This window comes from Paraburkholderia lebeckiae, assembly GCF_014201005.1.
GTDB lineage: Bacteria > Pseudomonadota > Gammaproteobacteria > Burkholderiales > Burkholderiaceae > Paraburkholderia > Paraburkholderia tuberum.
Genome location: NZ_JACHDK010000022.1, coordinates 69,745 through 86,946, shown reverse-complemented (window position 1 = coordinate 86,946; position 17,202 = coordinate 69,745). Strand labels below are relative to the sequence as shown.

The following is a 17,202-nucleotide window of genomic DNA, read 5'->3' as shown; positions in this document are numbered from 1 at the left end:
TTCACGCGATGCGCGAAACCAGCCCCAAACTTGTCTATCCACCGCCGGATCGATTCATGACTGACGATCACGCCACGCTCGAACAGCAACTCCTCGACATCGCGCAGGCTGAGCTGGAACCTGAAATACCAGCGTACGGCGTGGCTGATGACTGACGCCGGGAACCGGTGACCGTGATACAGCGATTTCGTTTTCTTCATCACTTCATCTTAACTGACCGCAGCGCCAACGTGACAAAGCCCAGTGATAGCAGCGGACGTCGCGCCGTAGCGGTGCCTGCAGTTGCGTGCCGTCTGTGGAGGGCAACGATCACGGCCAGGGAATGTTCCGGTCAATCCGGGCGCGTCCATACCCCGGCTCGGCGTGAGCGCTTCGCGCACGCAACGAGTGACGCCCAATTGGCGGACGGAGCGCCCAGTGTCTGCTGCCGGAGAAGGAACATGACCGAGCGTTGCGGGATTCTGATCGTTTACTACTCGCGAACCGGCACCACGCGACGTGTTGCCGAACTGCTCGCGTCCGAACTCGACGCCGACATCGAACCGATCCGCGAACGCGCCGGGCCACGATCGCGTGATGGCGCACGCGGCTACGTCAGATCGGTGATCGATGCGCTGTGCCATCGGCGCGCCGCCGTGATGCCGGCGCTGCTCGACGTCGCCGCGTACGACCTGGTCATCGTCGGCGCGCCCGTCTGGGCAGGCGGCGCGTGCGCGCCGGTTCGGGCGTGGCTGGAATCGAACGGAGGACAGATCCGTCACCTGGCGCTGTTCTGCTGCGAGGGCGCGCGCGGCAGCGGATCGGCGCTGAAGCAGATGTCGGAGGCGGCGGGCAAGACGCCGCTTGCGGCCTGCGTGATCAGCGGCAGCGACCTGTACCGCCGCAGGGACGCCGACAAACGCGTTGCGTTCGCGCAGACGGTCAGGCAAAGAATGGCGGCGCGGCGGAAGACGGAGTGGCTGGTGTAGCGCGGGCGGTCGCACGCGCGCTCGGGAAGGATGCAACTAAACCCGCAGCGAACCGCGCAACGCGCCGAAGTCGGTGCGTGGATGACGGTGCACCGGCGTTGCGTCCGGTACCGTGAAAGCTCGGCTTGTCGAGCTCCGGACGAATGACATCCGCGAGGTCGAAAGGGAAACGGTGACGCGCCGCGTCGTAGCGCCGTGCCGCTTCGTCATAGCGCTCGCGCGCGGTTTGATCGTCGTCAATGGAACGTGGATCGGCATTGCCGTGCGGATGTCTCCGGAGGCCGTGGCCACGCGTCGCTTGCAAGGTTTGATCCGGATCAGCTTGCATGTTGGGCGGGCCGCTATCGTGAGGGAGTTGCGGAGCCGCTCGTCGAGCGCGCGATGCACGAACGTGCGCGCGCGGCGCAAGCAGCAGGGAGTCTCGATGACCAGCAAGCTCAGTGAGATCGAAAGCCGCACCGCTTCGGCGAGGCAACTCGAAACGGTGATTGGCGCGATGCGCGGCATCGCCGCCGCGCGCGAGCGCGAGGCGCAGGCGCGGCTCGCGGGCATCCGCTCGACGGCGGCGACCGTCGGCGAGGCGATCGGGATGGTGCTGGCTGCCGCATCGTCGGCACATGCGGCGCAATACGCGCCACCGGAAGGCACCGCGCGCATTCTGATCGTGCTATGCACCGAGCAGGGTTTCGTCGGCGGCTTCAACGAGCATCTGCTGGCGCGCGTCGAACGATTGAAGGCGGACGAGCCGGGCGAGATTTTCATCGTCGGCACGCGCGGCGTGATGCTCGCCCACGAACGCGCATTGCATTACGGCTGGTCCGTGGGAATGGCCTCGCACGCGGAAGACGTGATGCGCGTGGCCAGTCAGCTCGCGGACGCGGTGTTCGCGCGCTTTCGCGATCAGGCGTCGTCGCAGATGTGGCTCGTGCACGCGACGCCCGGCCCCGGACTCGACGAGCGCATCGTGACGCGGCGGCTGGTGCCGTTCGATTTCACGCGCTTCCGGGTGGCGTCGCGCGGGCAGGCGCCGCTTTTGAACCTGCCGCTCGACGGCTTGCTGAGGGGCCTCACCGAGCGCTACGTGTACCTCGAACTGTGCGAAGGCCTGATGCAGTCATTCGCGGCGGAAAGCGCGGCGCGCGTCGGGGCGATGCTGGCGGCGAGCCGTCATGTGAAGGACCGGCTGCAGGAACTCACGCGCGACTATCGGATCGTCCGGCAGGACGAGATCACCGCCGAAATCGCCGAAATCGCCGAACTGGCCGCGACGGGCGCCTGCGTGCCGCCGGCTACGTCGGCACAAGGGCAGTCGTGAAGCGCGCCGCGTGCTGGCTCTGCGTGTCGCTGACCGTGTCGTCCGATCGTTCAACTGGGGTCAGCCGTGTTTCCGCCCGTTGAACAGGCACCGGCAATGAGCGCGCGCTACTTCTAAGCGCCCACCGGTATCAACGGATCGGGTAAAGCATCGGCCAGCCGTGATCGACGCGGACGCGACCTCGATCACGCGCGCAGATCAATGACCCCGCGTCGCGTCGGAACACGATCAGCGTGTCGCAAACGGCGCTGACTGCATCAGTGCAAGCACGGGTCGCCAGAACGCGGGCGAGTCGAACGCCGCCATCGGTACCGCGGTGTCGAATGACAAGGTCAACGCCTGTTCCGCGGGCGTCAGTGCGTCGGCGCTCGCGAGTTGACGCGCGAGCGTCGCGGTGTCGGCGTCGGATAGATCGCGCGGACCATGCCGGCGCGCTTCGATGCGTTGCGCGAGCACCGTTGGTTCGGCACGAAAGTAGAGAATGCGGGCCGGTACGCCAAGCCGTTGGGCGAGCGCGAAAAACGTGTCGCGGTGACGGAACTCGAGAAAGGTCGCGTCGACGATCGCGCTGTAGCCGCTTTGCAGCACGCGGTGCGCGAGTCGAAGAAGGTGGTCGTAGATCGCGTGACGTGCAGCTGGCGTGTAGCGTTCGGCGCCAAGCGAGGTTTGCGCGTCGGGCGCCGGCCGCACACGCTTGCGTTCGGCATCGCTCGACACTCGCACCGCGCCGCACAGGTCCGCAAGGGCCCGGCTCGCGACCGATTTTCCCGAACCGGAGTAGCCATGACACAGCAGCAAAACGGGTCCCGGCTTCTGCGTTTGCGCCCGCGCCACCTCGAGGTAGCGCAGGGCCGGATCCGGGATGGCGACATTGCGGCCCGCTACGTATCCCGCTTTCAGGCACGCGACCCACGCCCGCACCAGCGCGCGATAGGCGACGTACAAAGGCATCAGCGACAGCGCCGCATAATCGCCCGACGTTTCGAGCCAACGGTTCAACAGTCGATTGGCCATACGGGGCTCCGCTCGCGCGCACAGGTCCATCACGAGAAACGCGACGTCCGCTGCGACGTCGATCCAGCGGAGCGCATCGTCGAAGTCGATACAGTCGAACATCGCGATTGCGCCGCGCCAGCGAACCACGTTGTCCAGATGCAGATCGCCATGGCAGCCACGCACGAAACCCTCGGCGCGGCGCCGCTCGATCAGCTGCGCGAGTTGGTCGAGCTGTCGCGCGCACCACGCGGCAATGCCGGGCAGCGCGGGATGGCTGCAATTGGCCAGCAGCGCCGCGTTGATCGTTTCGATCTGCGTTCGCACCAGCGTGGCGCTCCCGTAGCGCGACGACGGCGCGTTGCGGGGCGCCCTCGGGTGATAGTCGGCGAGCCGCTTCGCCGCGCCGTCGATGTCGCGCAGCGTTAATGCTCCCGTTGCAGCGAGACTCGAAAAGAGCATCGCCTCGTCGAAGCGGCGCATCTTGACCGCGTGATCGACGGTCACGCCGCCGTCCCCGAGTGTCAGCACGCCGGCGTGGCGCGCAATCGGCAGCACGCCGGCGTAAATACCTTGCGCGAGTGGCCGGTTCAGACGGAGCTGGGCTTCGCAGCAGCGCTTGCGGGTCGCGGTGGCGGTAAAGTCCGCGAAACCCGGTGCGACGGGTTTGATGATCTTGTACGCGAAGCGCCCGGCGAGATACACGACGGATATGTGCGTTTCGATCCGGACGATCCTGCCCGCCGGATGACGGTACGTGCCCGGCCTGCGCAGCGTCGCGTCGAGTCCGCGCACGCTGCGGCGCGCGGCGCGGACCCGGTTGGCGAGATGCTGGATGCCGCGCATGCTTGCATTGGCGCGTCGTGAAGAAAGCTTACGGCTCCGTGGCGAACTCATGCCGGACTCCACCTCGCGGGCAGCTGCGCGGCCACTTCTTCGTGGCGACCGGTCGAGTCGACCGAGCCCGCGACAACCAGGCCGGAATTCGCAACGAGCGGCACGCCGGGCGCGCGTTCGACGATCACGCTGCGGCCGCTGAAACCAGGCATGACCTTGACGGCCTCGGCGAGCGCATTGACGCCATTGAGCAGCAATTGCCGGGCGTCATGGTGAAGCACGAGCGTCTCATTCGGCACGGTTGACCTCCGCGTGGTGGGACGGCCGGCGCCCGCCTTGCGCGCGAGCCGGAATCGTCTACTCATTTAAGCCATCGGGTATGGTAACCGGCTTGATCTGTATCAACGAGGCGGTAGCCGGGCATCGCCAGTCGGTCGGCAACTGCCTGTACGCTTCCATACGAAATGGAGCGTGGGTCACCGTTTGACCCCAGTCGAGCCGCGTGCGATCGTGGCAGCAACGGCGCCGGTGGAGCAGCGGATGAAGCGATTCGATATTTTCAATGGCGATGCCGACGGCATCTGCGCGCTGCATCAGTTGCGGCTCGCCGAGCCTGCCGACACCATCCTGATCACGGGAGCCAAGCGCGAGATAACGCTTCTGCAACGCGCGAACGCGCAGCCGGGCGACAGCGTGACCGTGCTGGATATTTCGCTCGACTCGAACCGCGAGCCACTCATCGCGTTGCTGGATCTTGGTGTAAAGATCGACTATTTCGATCATCATTTTCCCGGTCCCATCCCCGCACACGCGTTGCTGACGACGCATATCGATACGTCACCGGATAAGTGCACTGCGCTGATCGTGGACCGCCATCTGCAAGGCCGGTACACGCGATGGGCGGTGGTCGCGGCCTATGGCGACAACCTGCATCGGGCAGCGCATCGGGCCGCCACTGCGTGCGCGGTGAACTCGTCCGATGAGCACAAACTGCGCGAACTCGGCGAAGCGATCAACTACAACGCCTATGGGGACAGCGTCGTCGATCTTGCCGTCGATCCTGTCGAGATGTATCGCGCCATTCAACCCTATTCGGACCCGCTCGAGTTCATTGCGTCGACCAGCGTGCTGCCCGAACTGCAGGCGCGACGAACGGAAGACCTCGAGCTGGCCTTGGGACTCGCGGTAATGCGGCGGCTCGCCAATGGAACGCTGCACATTCTTCCCGACGCGGCGTGGGCGCGGCGCGCGCGAGGCGATTTCGCCAATCTCGTCGCGCGACGCGACCCGGCGCGAGCGCACGCGGTGCTGACGGCCCGCGCCGATGGCCGATACACGGCGAGCGTACGGGCTCCGCTCGATTGTCCGCGAGGCGCCGACGTCCTTTGCAGGAAGTTCGGAGGAAACGGCAGGGTCTCTGCCGCCGGTATCGACGGGCTCGATCGCGCGCGGCTCGACGAATTCGTGACAGCGTTCAGCGTTGCGTTTTGCCGCGACGTTCGTGGAGCGGGTGACCGGTAGGGCCGTGAAAACTTCTCCGTTCGGGAGGAACGCTTGATGCGGCCGATTGATGGCATAGTGGGTCTGGCACCGCGCACCGACGTTGCGGGAGGAAAAGCGATGGGCAACCTGTTTCGCGACCGCGCCGACGCTGGCAGACAGCTGGCCCACGCACTGCGCGACTATCAGGGTCGCGGCGATCTGGTGGTGCTGGCTCTGCCGCGCGGCGGCGTTCCTGTCGCGTTCGAAGTCGCACGGGCATTGCATGCCAGGCTCGACGTTCTCGTCGTCAGAAAGCTTGGGGCGCCTCAAGACGAGGAACTGGCGATGGGCGCCATCGCGACGGGGGGCGCCCTTCATCTGGAAAGGTCGGTGCTTCGCGAACTGCAAATCAGTGACGCCCAATTGGCCGACGTGATCGCGCGCGAAAGAGCCGAACTCGCGCGCAGGGAACTGGCGTACCGTGGGGAATGTCCGCCGGTGCCAGTACAGGGCAAGACGGTGATCGTGGTCGACGACGGCATCGCGACGGGGGCGTCGATGCATGCGGCGCTCGACGCGCTCGGCAGCAGACATCCCGCTCGGATCGTGGTGGCGGTCCCGGTGTCGCAATCCGATGCGCGCACGGCATTCGAAGGAATCGCGCACGCGTTCGTGAGCGTGCTGCAGCCGGATTGGCTGATGGGGATCAGCGGGTTCTATGTGAATTTCGACCAGACGACCGATGAAGAAGTCCGCGCCTGTCTCGCCGCCGCGCGCGGTTGGGAGCCCGAGCAGGGCTCGGACTCGACCGGATGACGGCGCCATGAAGGCAGATACGGCGGCGGGCCGTGTCGAACATGGGGCATCTATCGACGGCTCACGTTCCGACCGACACGTACAAGAGCACGATCGGCGCCTTCGAACCATTTGGTGTCGCCGAGCGTAATGGCGCGCCATAGGTGCAGCGCAAATCCACGAATCTCGACCATTGGACGCGCACGCCCGCGCCGACGCCCGCGAGCAGACCGGGGTTATTTTCGGCTGGCTGGTCGATCGTGCTCCATACGCGGCCCGCATCGAAAAACACAAAGGGTTGCACGACTGCGTTGCTCGCGCCGAGCGAGATCGCAGGCGTGCGCACCTCGGTCTGAATGTTCCAGCCGCGATCGCCCAGCGTGACGTATGGGTCGTAGCCTCGCACACTGGACTCCCCGCCGAGCCCCATCTCCTCGCTCGGTAATAACGTGTTCGGCGTCCACTGAAACGTTCCGTTCGTGATCAGCGTGAAGCCAGCCCCAAGCGCGGTGGCACGAGACGCAGTCAACTGCATATAGATGTAGCGGGCCGTCGCGCCCTGCCGCGCGGCGTTAAATGCCTCGTCCTGATTGTTGCCATCCAGTCCGCCCGGACTGGCGACGAGTGTCGCCGCGGCGTGCGCCGTGCCAGCCTCGGTCGGTTTGCTGATGTCGTATGACAACACGAACTGATGTATGTGCGTATTCGAGTTGAAAACCTGGGAGCCGCCAAATTCCAGATCGTTGTTGCTGCGCTTGAAGTCGTATCCGATCTGGATCAACTGCGTCGTGTCCGTGATGGTCGGCAGACGCAAGTCGTAGCGAAAGCTGAGCTGCGCAGAAATGCCCGTTTGCCCATACGTGTCGGGCAACCGTGGCGTGCTCTGCGCGTAGACGCCGAACAACTCGATACTGTCGAGCCAAGGCAGCGGCGCCGTGTAGTTCAGCGCGTGCGCGGTGAAGCGGGCGCGGTTCGGGCGGCCTTCGATATTCGGATTGCCGCTGAAAAAATCGTTGCTGGCAGTGAATTGATAGGCGATCTGCTGATCGAGACCAAGCAGGTTGCCGTAGCCTATGCCTGCAAAGAACCGATCACGGCCGAGGTCCGGCACGCCTTCATTGTCGTAACCCGCGCTTACGCGAAGCGGCAACCGGTCTTCGGTTTGCAACACGACGTCGGTCGTGTCGGCGGCCTCTCCGGGCGCAAAAACAGCATCGACCCGTCGATAAGGATTCGCGTTGAGCACCGCAAGTCCCTTCGAGACCGCCGATTGCAGGATCGGTCCGCCGGGCTCGAGCGGCATTTCACGTTCGAGAAGCCTGCTCGAAAAGTAGGTGTTGCCGCTGGCGTGAACCCGACCCAGTTTGAATTCGGCAATGGCGATACGCACGACACCCGAGCTCACGTCCTGTTCCGGTACGTAGACGTCGACGAGCGGCTTCCCCGCCGCCCGATAACGCGCTACTACGGCGCGGCGTATCTCGGCGAGGCGGCCGAAGGTCAGCGGCTTGTCGAGGTCCGTGTCGAAGCTCTGCAGGAAGGCGTCGTCGAGTACGGGCAGTCCTTGCGCGACGATACGACCTTGCTGCCTCGGCGATGCCGCCGCGGACGAGCCGGCCGGTTCGAAGATGAGCCCGGCAAGCCGCTCGACAGCGATCCGTGCGGACTCGGCCTGCGCTTCTGTGGAGGAGGGTGACGACGCGCTTCGCGGCGCCTGCGGTGCGGGTTGCGGCGCGAGGTCGCGCCATGCCTGTGCCGCTACTGGTGAGGTCTGCATGATGCCCGCAATGCACGTTGCGATCATCAGGACAGCAGTGCGGACGGCGGATCGCGGTTTCATCGATCGCTTATATGCAAAGCGCTGTGCCTATTGGCTGCCTGGCAGCAGGCTGCGGCGACCAGCAAGCCGCCGCCCTCGACCCGATGTCGCGCATGCAATACGAGCCTTCCGTCGTTCATGGCGATACCTATTAACGGGTGTGGTGCATCGAGTGCGGAGCCGCACCTCGAAATTATTCTAGTCGAAGCGCTTGCAGAGTTTCCAAAAGCGACCCGAACCCTCTTCGCACCTTGCGAGGAAACATTTGGCAAGGGTTTCCACCATATGTACTGGCCCGCATCTTGTCTTTACTCTTCAGACTTGTCATACAACTTCCGCCATGACGATTCTCTCATGCGCCTACAACTATTTGTCCGGAGGGGACTCCATGTCCAAGCTGTCGTGCGATCTTGATAAAAATGCGCCCGCAACGGGCGACACCTTGCGCATTTCGCGCCGTGGCTTCATTGGCCTAGGAGGCGCGCTAGCCGGCAGCGCACTCCTGCAGGCTTGCGGCGGCGGCAGCGGAGTTTCCGCTTCCGCGGCAGGCGGAAGCGGCAGTTCCACGCCAGCGACGGGAAGCACGCCGTCAACGGCTGCGGCCGACCCGATCTGGGGTCCCAACGGTTCAGCGACGAGCATCATTAATGCGCTGCAGAAAATCACGCAGAGTGCGTTCCCGGCCGTCGATTTCCAGGTCGAACAGTACGGTGCGCAACCGTGCGCGGTCATTGCCCAGGCCAACCCCTACACCGGCAGTTCATCGCCCCTGAGCACGGGGGCCGGCGCGACCAACGCACCGGGATCGTTCGATTCGCGTCCCGCTTTCCTCGCGGCAATCGCGGCCTGCAGTGCAGCCGGTGGCGGCCGGGTCGTGGTGCCGGCGGGCACGTGGTATTGCGCGGGTCCCATCGTGCTGCAGAGCAACGTCAATTTCCATCTGAGCGCGAACTGCACGATCTATTTCAGCCCGAATCCTGCCGACTATGCGAAGGACGGTCCGGTCAACTGCGGCGCCAACGGCAACCTTTACTACAGCCGCTGGCAGGCGAACGACTGCCTGAACTTCGGCTCGCCCGTGTACGCGCGAAATGCGAACAACATCGCGCTGACTGGCGAAGGCCCGACATCGGTGCTGAACGGTCAGGCGATGACGCCGTTCGCCGGAAGTGGAAACACCAGCACTTGCTGGTGGACCTACAAGGGTTCCAGCGGCGCATACGGCTGCGCGGGGTCGACCACGCCGTCCCAGGCCTATACGAACCCGAACAACGTCGATCTGATGGTGGTCGCCCCTACCATTTCGGCCTCGCTCTACACGCTATTGACCAATCCGGCTACGCCGTGGCAGCAAGACCAGAACTACCTGCCGGCGCTCTCCGAAGCGGGCGTGCCGCTCGCGCAGCGAATCTTTGGTCTCGGCCACTATCTGCGGCCGTGTATGGTTGAGTTCATCGGTTGTACGAACGTGCTGATGGAAAACTACCGAACCAACAACACGCCGTTCTGGCAGCATCATCCGACGGACTGCACGAACGTCGTGATCCGTGGCGTGACAGCCGACAGTATCGGACCGAACAACGACGGCTTCGACCCCGACGCCTGCAACACGGTGCTGTGCGACAGCGTAACGTTCAACACCGGCGACGACTGCATCGCGATCAAGTCAGGCAAGGATCTCGACACGGAGTACGGACCCGCGCAGAACCATGTGATCCAGAACTGCATGATGAATAGCGGTCACGGCGGCATTACGCTCGGCAGCGAGATGGGTGGCGGCGTGCAGAACATCTACGCGCGCAATCTGACCATGCTCAATCAGTTCTGGGCAACGAATTCGCTGAACATCGCGATCCGTATCAAGACGAACATGAACCGTGGAGGCTACGTCAAGAACTTCTACGTGAATGGCGTCACGCTCCCGCACGGCGTGAGCCTGACGGGTGGGGGCTACGGCAGCAAGATGCTGACGGGCAGTCCGATCAACGGCACCGTGCCCATCGGTGTGGCCACCGCAACAGCCGCCAACCCGTCCGCGTCTCAAGGCGGCCTGATCACGTTCGATTGCGATTACCAGCCTGCCGCCGATGCGATTCGCACACGCCCCGCACTCATTGACAACGTCAACATCACGAACGTCAATGCTTCGAACGTGACATTGGGCAGTACAACCGGCTCCTGTTTCCAGGCCATCGTTGCACAAGGTCCAGTTGCGTTCGACTACAACGGTCCGGCGCCTGCGCCGACCGTACCGGCAATCACGGGAGTGACGATTTCCAACTGCGACTTCGGCACGCCTGTGGCCGCAGGCCCCGCGAGCGCCAGCACGCCGGGTCCGATCTACCTCTACAACGTGCACGACATTACGTTGCAGAACGTGATCATCGCTGGGCAGACGCTCAATCAGACGCTGTCGGATCCGCGTTAAACACGACGCACCAAAGAGCGGCGAGGGCCGCTCTTTGGCGTCGCACAGCCAAAGTGAAGTTGTCGCGCCGGGGGCTCTCAAGACGAGCCACTTTGCAGCTCGCTCATCAGGCTCGCCGCGTAGGCCGGAATATTCGCCGCTGGCTGTGGCGCGGCGAAATAGTATCCCTGAACGATCTCCGCAGCCGGCCTCGGCAAGGAAAGCCAATTGTTCCGCTCGTTCGACGCCTTCCGCGACGACTTCGAAACGCAAATTGCGGGCGAGTGCGATGATCGCACCGATAATCGTCTCATCCGCGAGACTGCTGCCAATGCCGCGGATGAACGACATGTCGATCTTCAGACGGTCCGCGTGAAAGCTGCGCAGGTAAGCCAGGCTCGAGTAACCGGCGCCAAAGTCGTCGATCGCTATGGACACGCCAATGTCGTGCAGGGTGGGAAGGGCGCCCGGTGCAACCAGGCCTCCTTCGGTAATCTCCAGTTCGAGCCGGTCCGCGGCCAATTGTGACGCGGCAAGAGCACGACGCACGACGGCGCCGAAATCACTCGAAGTAAGCTGGCTGGGTGACACGTTGACCGACATGCGCAGCTCCGGCAGCACTTCCTCCCAGCGCTTTGCCTGTGCACAGGCAGTTTGCAGCACCCATTCTCCGATTGACGCAATCAAACCGATGTCTTCGGCCAGGGGTATAAACGTCGTTGCAGGTGTTTCCGGCCGCGCGGAATGATCTGCGATCTGCGGGCGCTCGCCACGCGACCGGCTGCACACCGCGCCGCCTGACTGGAGGGAGAAGATTTGAAACGTGAGCCGCCAACAGCTTGAGATTTCACCAGGAGTTTGCGCGTAGAATCCATTCACGAATCCAATACGCCAGCGTCCGGCCAGCCATGCATGCCACGTCACGATACGACGCAGTTGCGTGTGTTATCCACTGGCTTGCCGTGTCGCGGTCGTGCCTACCGTTCGTCGATGGGCACACATCGGGAGCGCTATAGTGAAAAGCTCTGCCACACGCTACGGTTCGATTGCCCAATTCCTCCACTGGTGCACGGCAATTGTCGTGCTCGTGACGTTCATGTATGGGCCCGGCGGATCTGAACAGCGCGTCTACTCTTCGGTGCACGAGTTCGACCGGCGACTGCACGAGACTTTGGGTTTGTGCGTGTTCGCGCTCACCCTCGTCCGCCTGCTGTGGCGAGCATACGACGCGCGTCTCGAGACACCTCCAGTTTCTCGCTGGATGGCTTTGATGGCAACAACCGTTCGATGGATGCTGTATCTGCTTCTCCTCGCGCTTCCGCTTACCGCCATCTCGGGCGCGTGGCTCGAAGGGCATCCGCTGACGCTGATCGGCGGTTACGATATTCCGCCTTTACTCAGTAGTTCGCATGAAGCAGGCTCAGCCCTCGCATCGCTGCACGCGTGGCTCGGCGACGCCATTATGTGGCTTGCGGGGTTGCACGCATTCGCGGCTATTTTTCATCACGCATTCCTTAAAGACGACGTCCTGATCGCGATGCTTCCGCGCTGGTTTCCGGCGGGACGGGCACGTACTGAAGGTCGTAGTTCGAGTAGCTAAATTGCGCGAACGCACCGATCCTGTCGGTGATCTTGCCGGCGAGGAAGATGCTGGCTGAATCGAAAATCGGCAGACCGTCTTTGGGCGAGACGATATTGCCGCTGGCATCATGGTTGAGCCTCGTCCTGGTCACGTCGAGCATCGCCATCACGGCCACTGGAATCGTACGTTCACCGAAGGTATATCCGTTCAGCTTGAACATTCGACCGTACGGCGTCAGTTCGGGAAACTGTCCGCCCGCGTGACATGCCACGCAGCTTTGCCCTGTTTGACGGGAAAATATAGGCAGCGCTCGAACTACCGCTAGATCTTCATGCGCTGCAGAACGCGGTCGCCGGCGACGAACTGATGAAACATCGCCGCTGCGATATGCAGGCAGATCACGCCGAATAGAACCCAAGCGAGGACGCCGTGAACATCGCCCATCGCATGTCCGAATGACGAACCCGGTGCCGACAGTGAGGGCAACGAAACAAGTCCGGCGAGGCGGACCGTCCACGTGCGCGACGAAGCGTTGATCCAGCCGAGCAGCGGCACCAGCACGAGCAGCACATACAGCGCGAGGTGCGTGAGCTTCGAAGCGGCGCGAAACAGCGGCGGCAGGTTGTCCGGCGGCGACCGATGGGTCACGCGCCACAGCACCCGCAACACCATCGCTGCGAGCAGTGCGGTGCCGACGCCAAGGTGCCAGGCGATTTCGCCGTCCGGCACGGTATCGCGGTGCACGTCCGGCATCGTCCAGCCGATCACGAACTGCGCGGCAACCAGCCCGACGACGAGCCAATGGAGCAAACGTGCGACGATGTCATAGCGGTGTTCAGTGGAGACTTGCATAGGGGAGCCTATGAGTTGGATTCAGTCGAAACAGATCGTACACGGCCGCGCCTTAAGGGCAGGTTAAGGGCCGGTTGCCAAGGCCGCCTGTCTGCGCCGTTCCAACCACTCGAAGACGGCCATTCCCGCGATCATCGCCGCCACGAACACCCACGCTTTCACCGACCCGAGTCCGAGCGCGACGAGCGCCGGGCCGGGACAGAACCCTGCAATTCCCCAGCCGACGCCGAACGCGAGGCTGCCCACCATCAGCCTTCGCGTGACGTGCGTTGACGCGGGAATCTGCATCGGCAATCCGAGCAGCGACTTGTCGCGGCGCTTCGCGATCGCGAAGCCGATTGCTGCGACAGCCACCGCGCCGATCATCACGAACGCGAGCGACGGGTCCCAGCGTCCTGCGAAATCGAGGAAGCCCAGCACTTTGGCGGGGTTGGCCATGCCCGACAACAGCAGGCCGAAGCCGAACAGCAGCCCGCATACGAATGAAACGACTGTTGCCATCCTAAGCTCCGAGAAGATGTCGCATGATATAGACGGTGACGAAGCCGGCCGCCATGAACGTCGCCGTCGCTACGAGCGAGCGCGTGGCGCCGCGTGAAATGCCGCACACGCCGTGTCCGCTCGTGCAACCGCTGCCATAGCGGGTGCCGATGCCGACCAGAAAGCCGGCCGCGATCACGGCCGGCCACGACGCGTCGACGGTGATCGCGACGGGCGCACCGACCGCGCGCGCGATTACCGCGGCAGCGACCAGCCCGGCAACGAAGGCGACGCGCCATGCGCCGTCTCGCCTGGTCCAGCGCAGCAGGCCGCCGACTATCCCGCTGATTCCGGCGATGCGGCCCAGCAAAAGCACCATCGCCGCAGCCACGGCGCCGATCAGCAGGCCTCCGCACAGGGACGCGAGCGGGGTGAAGTGGTCGAGATCGATCATCGTTCAGGTTGACTGTTGTGTGGGTTGGAGGCAAGCGGCAGCGCTTACATCAGCGCCGCTTTGACCAGCAGGCCGAGCGCCACGCAGACGAGGATGCTCGCAAAGCCCAGTTGCACCTGACGCGCGGCGATGTGATGCGACGCAAGCCGTCCGCTGAGCATACCGGCGGCGGTGGCGCCAGTGAACCACAACGCGACTTCGAGTGGAAGCGTTGCGCCGTGCGTGGCCGTCGCGAGAACGCCGCCACTGCCGACGAGTGCGATCACCATCAGCGAAGTCGCGACGATACCGTGCATCGACACGTCCGTCAGCCTGCGCATCATCGGCACGATGATGAAGCCGCCGCCGACACCGAGCATCCCCGTCATCAATCCCGTCAGCGAACCGGTGGCCGCGAGCGCGGCTGCGGTCGGCCAGGTCCAGCGAAAGCGGCCGGTCGCCGGGTCGACATGCGCGACGCAGATTGACGATTGTGCCTCGCGCGACGCGCGGCGCGCGAGCGTCTGACGCAACAGCCGGAGCGCGACCACCAGCATGACCGCGGCAAACAGCGCGAGCAGCACGCGTTGCGGCAACGCATGCGCGAGACGCGCGCCGGCGGCGGTCGCGGGCACCCCCGCGGCGGCCATCAGCAGCGCGGCGCGATAACGGACGAGCCGCTTGCGGAATGCCTCGAGCGCGCCCACAGCGGCGCTGCCGGCCACCGCGACGAGCGCGACCGGCGTGGCCTGCTGCAGCGGCCAGCCCATGCCGAACACGAGCGCGGGCACGGCAAGAATGCCGCCGCCCGCGCCGGTCAGCCCGAGAATCGCGCCGACCAGCGCGCCGAGAAGAAGAGACAGCAGCATCGATGACCCCGTGAGCAGTGTGTGCAAGCGCTCAGTCCGCCAGTTGCGGGTTCGCGAGCCATTCGCGTCCCTTCAGCATGCCGCGCCAGTAGAGCGGCGGCAGGATTCGCTCTTTCAGCAGCCACGCGAGCCGCGATGGCTTTTTGCCGTCGATGAGCCACGCGGGAAACGTCGGCGCGACCTTGCCGCCGTACAGAAACTCGGCGAGCACGATCTTCCCGCGCTCGACGGTGAGCGGGCATGAGCCGTAGCCGTCGTAGGTCGCAAGGCCGCTCGCCGCGCCCAGCGCGGCGAGCACGTTGTGCGCGACGACCGGCGCCTGCTTGCGCGCCGCGGCGGCGGTCTTCGCGTTGGAGGTGCTGGTCGCGTCGCCGAGTCCGAAGATGTTCTCGTGGCGCTTGTGCCTCAACGTGGTCTGATCGACGTCGAGCCAGCCGGCCGCATCGGCGAGCGCGCTGTCGCGGATGAAGTCGGGCGCCTTCTGCGGCGGCACGGCGTGCAGCATGTCGAAGCCGGTCTCGAACGTTTCCTTGCTGCCGTCGGCGAACGTCTGCGTGAATCTCGCCATTTTCGCGTCGCCGTCGACCGCACTCAGCGTGGAGCCGAAGTTCAGCGCGATGCCGTAACGCTCCACGTATTGCATCAACGCGGGCACGTAGTCGGCGACGCCGAACAGCGCCGCGCCGGCATTGCGGAACTCGACGCCGATATGTTGTAGGCGCCCGCTGCGGCGCCAGTGATCACACGCGAGATACATCGCTTTCTGCGGCGCGCCGGCGCATTTGATCGGCATCGGCGGCTGCGTGAAAAGCGCCCGGCCTCTTTCGAGCTGCTGCGTCAGCTTCCACGTGTACGGCGCGAGGTCATACCGGTAATTGGACGTGACGCCGTTGCGACCGAGCGTGTCGGCGAGGCCGTCGATCGCGTTCCAGTCGAGTTTGAGGCCGGGGCACACCACCAGCTGGCGGTATTTGACGGGGCGCGATCCGTCGAGAATCACGAGGTTTTCCGCCGGCTCGAAGCGTGTGACGGCGGCCTTGATCCGCGTCACGTTCGTGGGCAGCACGCTTGCCATCGGACGTGCTGTCGTTTCCGGCTGGAATACGCCGGCGCCGACCATCGTCCAGCCCGGCTGGTAATAGTGCGTGTCGGCGGGATCGATGACCGCGATGTCGAGATCGGGGCTGCGCGCGAGCAGGCTCGATGCCGTCGCGATGCCGGCCGCGCCCGCGCCGACGATCACCACGTCGTGCTGGTGCGCCGGCCGCATCGGTTGCGCTGCGACGGCAGGCGCATCGGCACCCGGCTTCGAAGGGGCTGTGAGTTTCGTGTTCCGCATGTCTGGTCCTCCTGTTTGCTCCAGGCCGCCGCGCTCACAGCGCATCGACCGGTACCTTGATGTATGACACGCCATCGCTTTCGGGCGGCGGCAGGTGGCCCGCTCGCATGTTGACCTGCACCGAAGGCAGGATCAGCACGGGCATCGCGAGCGTGGCGTCGCGGGCCGTGCGCATCGCGATGAACGATGCTTCGTCGACGCCGTCGTGGACGTGGATGTTCCGTTCGCGCTGCTCGGCCACCGTCGTTTCGAAGAGCAGCGGACGGCCGTCAGGCTGGTAGTCGTGGCACAGATACAAGCGGGTTTGCGGCGCGAGACCGAGGATGCGCTGGATCGAGCGGTACAGCGCCGCCGCATCGCCGCCCGGAAAGTCGCAGCGCGCCGTGCCGTAGTCGGGCGTGAAAAGCGTGTCGCCGACGAACGCGGCTTCTTCGCTGCCGTCGCTCGCGACATAGGTCACGCAGGCAGGCGTGTGGCCTGGCGTATGCATCACGCGCACTGACAGGTCGCCGACGGTGAACGTCTCGTCGTCGGCGAACAGGCGGTCGAACTGCGAGCCGTCGGTGCAAAACTCGGGACCCGCGTTGAACAGCTTGCCGAACACGGCTTGCACGCGCGTAACCAGCGCGCCGATCGCGATCTGACCGCCGAGCCTCGCTTTCAGATATGGCGCGGCGGACAGGTGGTCGGCGTGGACGTGGGTTTCGAGTATCCATTGCACGCGCGCGCCGAGGGACTGCACGCGCGCGGCAAGGCGATCCGCAGTGGCGGTGCGGGTGCGTCCCGACTTCGGGTCGTAGTCGAGCACGGTGTCGATCAATGCGCAATTCCTCGTGCCTGCGTCCATCAGCAGATAGCTGACGGTCGATGTTGCAGGATCGAAGAAGCCCTCGACGGCGAGCTTACCGTTTGCCATTTCAGTGGGTTCCTTACGATAGCGGACTAAGCCGGTCCGGGCGCCCACTAAAGCAGGAGTCGCGCCATCTAGTCGTAGCATCGCAAGGCTCGCCTGTAACGCACTGATTTTTATC

15 protein-coding genes and 3 pseudogenes are annotated in these 17,202 nt (G+C 64.5%); 6 read left to right on the top strand and 12 right to left on the bottom strand.

The genetic code is table 11. The features are described 5' to 3' along the window. Positions 1 to 200, bottom strand: a pseudogene (locus HDG39_RS34715) (IS6 family transposase); the annotation flags it as partial. Positions 201 to 440: 240 nt separating this feature from the next. Between HDG39_RS34715 and HDG39_RS28765 the strand changes: the two are divergent. Together HDG39_RS28765 and HDG39_RS28760 are read left to right on the top strand one after the other, a co-directional pair. Next, positions 441 to 968 carry a flavodoxin family protein gene (locus HDG39_RS28765; protein WP_184010791.1) on the top strand — a complete coding sequence of 176 codons (528 nt, stop codon included), beginning with the start codon at positions 441 to 443 and terminating at the stop codon, positions 966 to 968. A 424-nt stretch (positions 969 to 1,392) separates the two neighbouring features. Further along, positions 1,393 to 2,283, top strand: a complete 891-nt coding sequence (locus HDG39_RS28760) for a F0F1 ATP synthase subunit gamma (RefSeq protein ID WP_184010789.1) — start codon at positions 1,393 to 1,395, stop codon at positions 2,281 to 2,283. A gap of 228 nt (positions 2,284 to 2,511) precedes the next feature. Here HDG39_RS28760 and HDG39_RS28755 read toward each other — a convergent pair whose 3' ends face one another. Next, a complete protein-coding gene (locus HDG39_RS28755) occupies positions 2,512 to 4,173 on the bottom strand; it encodes a bifunctional aminoglycoside phosphotransferase/ATP-binding protein (protein ID WP_184010787.1) in 1,662 nt (553 codons plus the stop codon). Next, entirely contained in the window at positions 4,170 to 4,478 is a 309-nt protein-coding gene (locus HDG39_RS28750; RefSeq protein ID WP_184010785.1) for a hypothetical protein, read from the bottom strand. The genes HDG39_RS28755 and HDG39_RS28750 overlap by 4 nt, the downstream gene beginning before the upstream one ends. Positions 4,479 to 4,653: 175 nt before the next feature. Here HDG39_RS28750 and HDG39_RS28745 point away from each other — a divergent pair, with 175 nt between their 5' ends. Further along, entirely contained in the window at positions 4,654 to 5,634 is a 981-nt protein-coding gene (locus HDG39_RS28745) for an acetyltransferase (protein ID WP_184010783.1), read from the top strand. Between the two features lie 99 nt (positions 5,635 to 5,733). Further along, the gene (locus HDG39_RS28740; protein WP_184010781.1) at positions 5,734 to 6,411 is read left to right on the top strand and encodes a phosphoribosyltransferase; all 678 of its coding nucleotides are present in this window, start codon (positions 5,734 to 5,736) and stop codon (positions 6,409 to 6,411) included. 61 nt (positions 6,412 to 6,472) lie between these two features. On the opposite strand, the gene HDG39_RS28735 is transcribed toward HDG39_RS28740, so the two are convergent. After that, positions 6,473 to 8,194 carry a ShlB/FhaC/HecB family hemolysin secretion/activation protein gene (locus tag HDG39_RS28735; RefSeq protein WP_184010779.1) on the bottom strand — a complete coding sequence of 574 codons (1,722 nt, stop codon included), beginning with the start codon at positions 8,192 to 8,194 and terminating at the stop codon, positions 6,473 to 6,475. A 403-nt stretch (positions 8,195 to 8,597) separates the two neighbouring features. On the opposite strand from HDG39_RS28735, the gene HDG39_RS28730 reads away from it, so the two are divergent. Continuing rightward, a complete protein-coding gene (locus tag HDG39_RS28730) occupies positions 8,598 to 10,637 on the top strand; it encodes a glycoside hydrolase family 28 protein (protein ID WP_184010777.1) in 2,040 nt (679 codons plus the stop codon). A gap of 237 nt (positions 10,638 to 10,874) precedes the next feature. Here HDG39_RS28730 and HDG39_RS28725 read toward each other — a convergent pair. Beyond that, positions 10,875 to 11,405, bottom strand: a pseudogene (locus HDG39_RS28725) (EAL domain-containing protein); the annotation flags it as partial. 151 nt (positions 11,406 to 11,556) lie between these two features. Between HDG39_RS28725 and HDG39_RS28720 the strand changes: the two are divergent. Continuing rightward, positions 11,557 to 12,216 carry a cytochrome b gene (locus tag HDG39_RS28720; RefSeq protein WP_311667605.1) on the top strand — a complete coding sequence of 220 codons (660 nt, stop codon included), beginning with the start codon at positions 11,557 to 11,559 and terminating at the stop codon, positions 12,214 to 12,216. Here the strand turns inward: HDG39_RS28720 and HDG39_RS28715 are convergent. The 7 genes and pseudogenes from HDG39_RS28715 to HDG39_RS28685 all read right to left on the bottom strand — a co-directional run. Further along, positions 12,191 to 12,505, bottom strand: a pseudogene (locus HDG39_RS28715) (cytochrome C); the annotation flags it as partial. The gene HDG39_RS28720 and the pseudogene HDG39_RS28715 overlap by 26 nt on opposite strands. Positions 12,506 to 12,519: 14 nt before the next feature. Beyond that, the gene (locus HDG39_RS28710; protein ID WP_184010775.1) at positions 12,520 to 13,050 is read right to left on the bottom strand and encodes a cytochrome b; all 531 of its coding nucleotides are present in this window, start codon (positions 13,048 to 13,050) and stop codon (positions 12,520 to 12,522) included. Positions 13,051 to 13,113: 63 nt separating this feature from the next. After that, positions 13,114 to 13,551 (bottom strand): YeeE/YedE family protein, encoded by a 438-nt coding sequence (locus HDG39_RS28705; RefSeq protein WP_184010773.1) that lies wholly within the window; start codon positions 13,549 to 13,551, stop codon positions 13,114 to 13,116. A gap of 1 nt (position 13,552) precedes the next feature. Beyond that, positions 13,553 to 13,984, bottom strand: a complete 432-nt coding sequence (locus HDG39_RS28700; protein ID WP_184010771.1) for a YeeE/YedE family protein — start codon at positions 13,982 to 13,984, stop codon at positions 13,553 to 13,555. A 44-nt stretch (positions 13,985 to 14,028) separates the two neighbouring features. Then, positions 14,029 to 14,832 carry a sulfite exporter TauE/SafE family protein gene (locus HDG39_RS28695; RefSeq protein ID WP_184010769.1) on the bottom strand — a complete coding sequence of 268 codons (804 nt, stop codon included), beginning with the start codon at positions 14,830 to 14,832 and terminating at the stop codon, positions 14,029 to 14,031. A 31-nt stretch (positions 14,833 to 14,863) separates the two neighbouring features. Beyond that, on the bottom strand, positions 14,864 to 16,171 hold the full coding sequence (locus HDG39_RS28690) for an NAD(P)/FAD-dependent oxidoreductase (RefSeq protein WP_184010767.1): 1,308 nt from the start codon (positions 16,169 to 16,171) through the stop codon (positions 14,864 to 14,866). A 34-nt stretch (positions 16,172 to 16,205) separates the two neighbouring features. Further along, positions 16,206 to 17,087: an MBL fold metallo-hydrolase gene (locus HDG39_RS28685; protein ID WP_184010765.1), complete on the bottom strand. Its 882-nt coding sequence runs from the start codon at positions 17,085 to 17,087 to the stop codon at positions 16,206 to 16,208. Positions 17,088 to 17,202 lie beyond the last annotated feature (115 nt).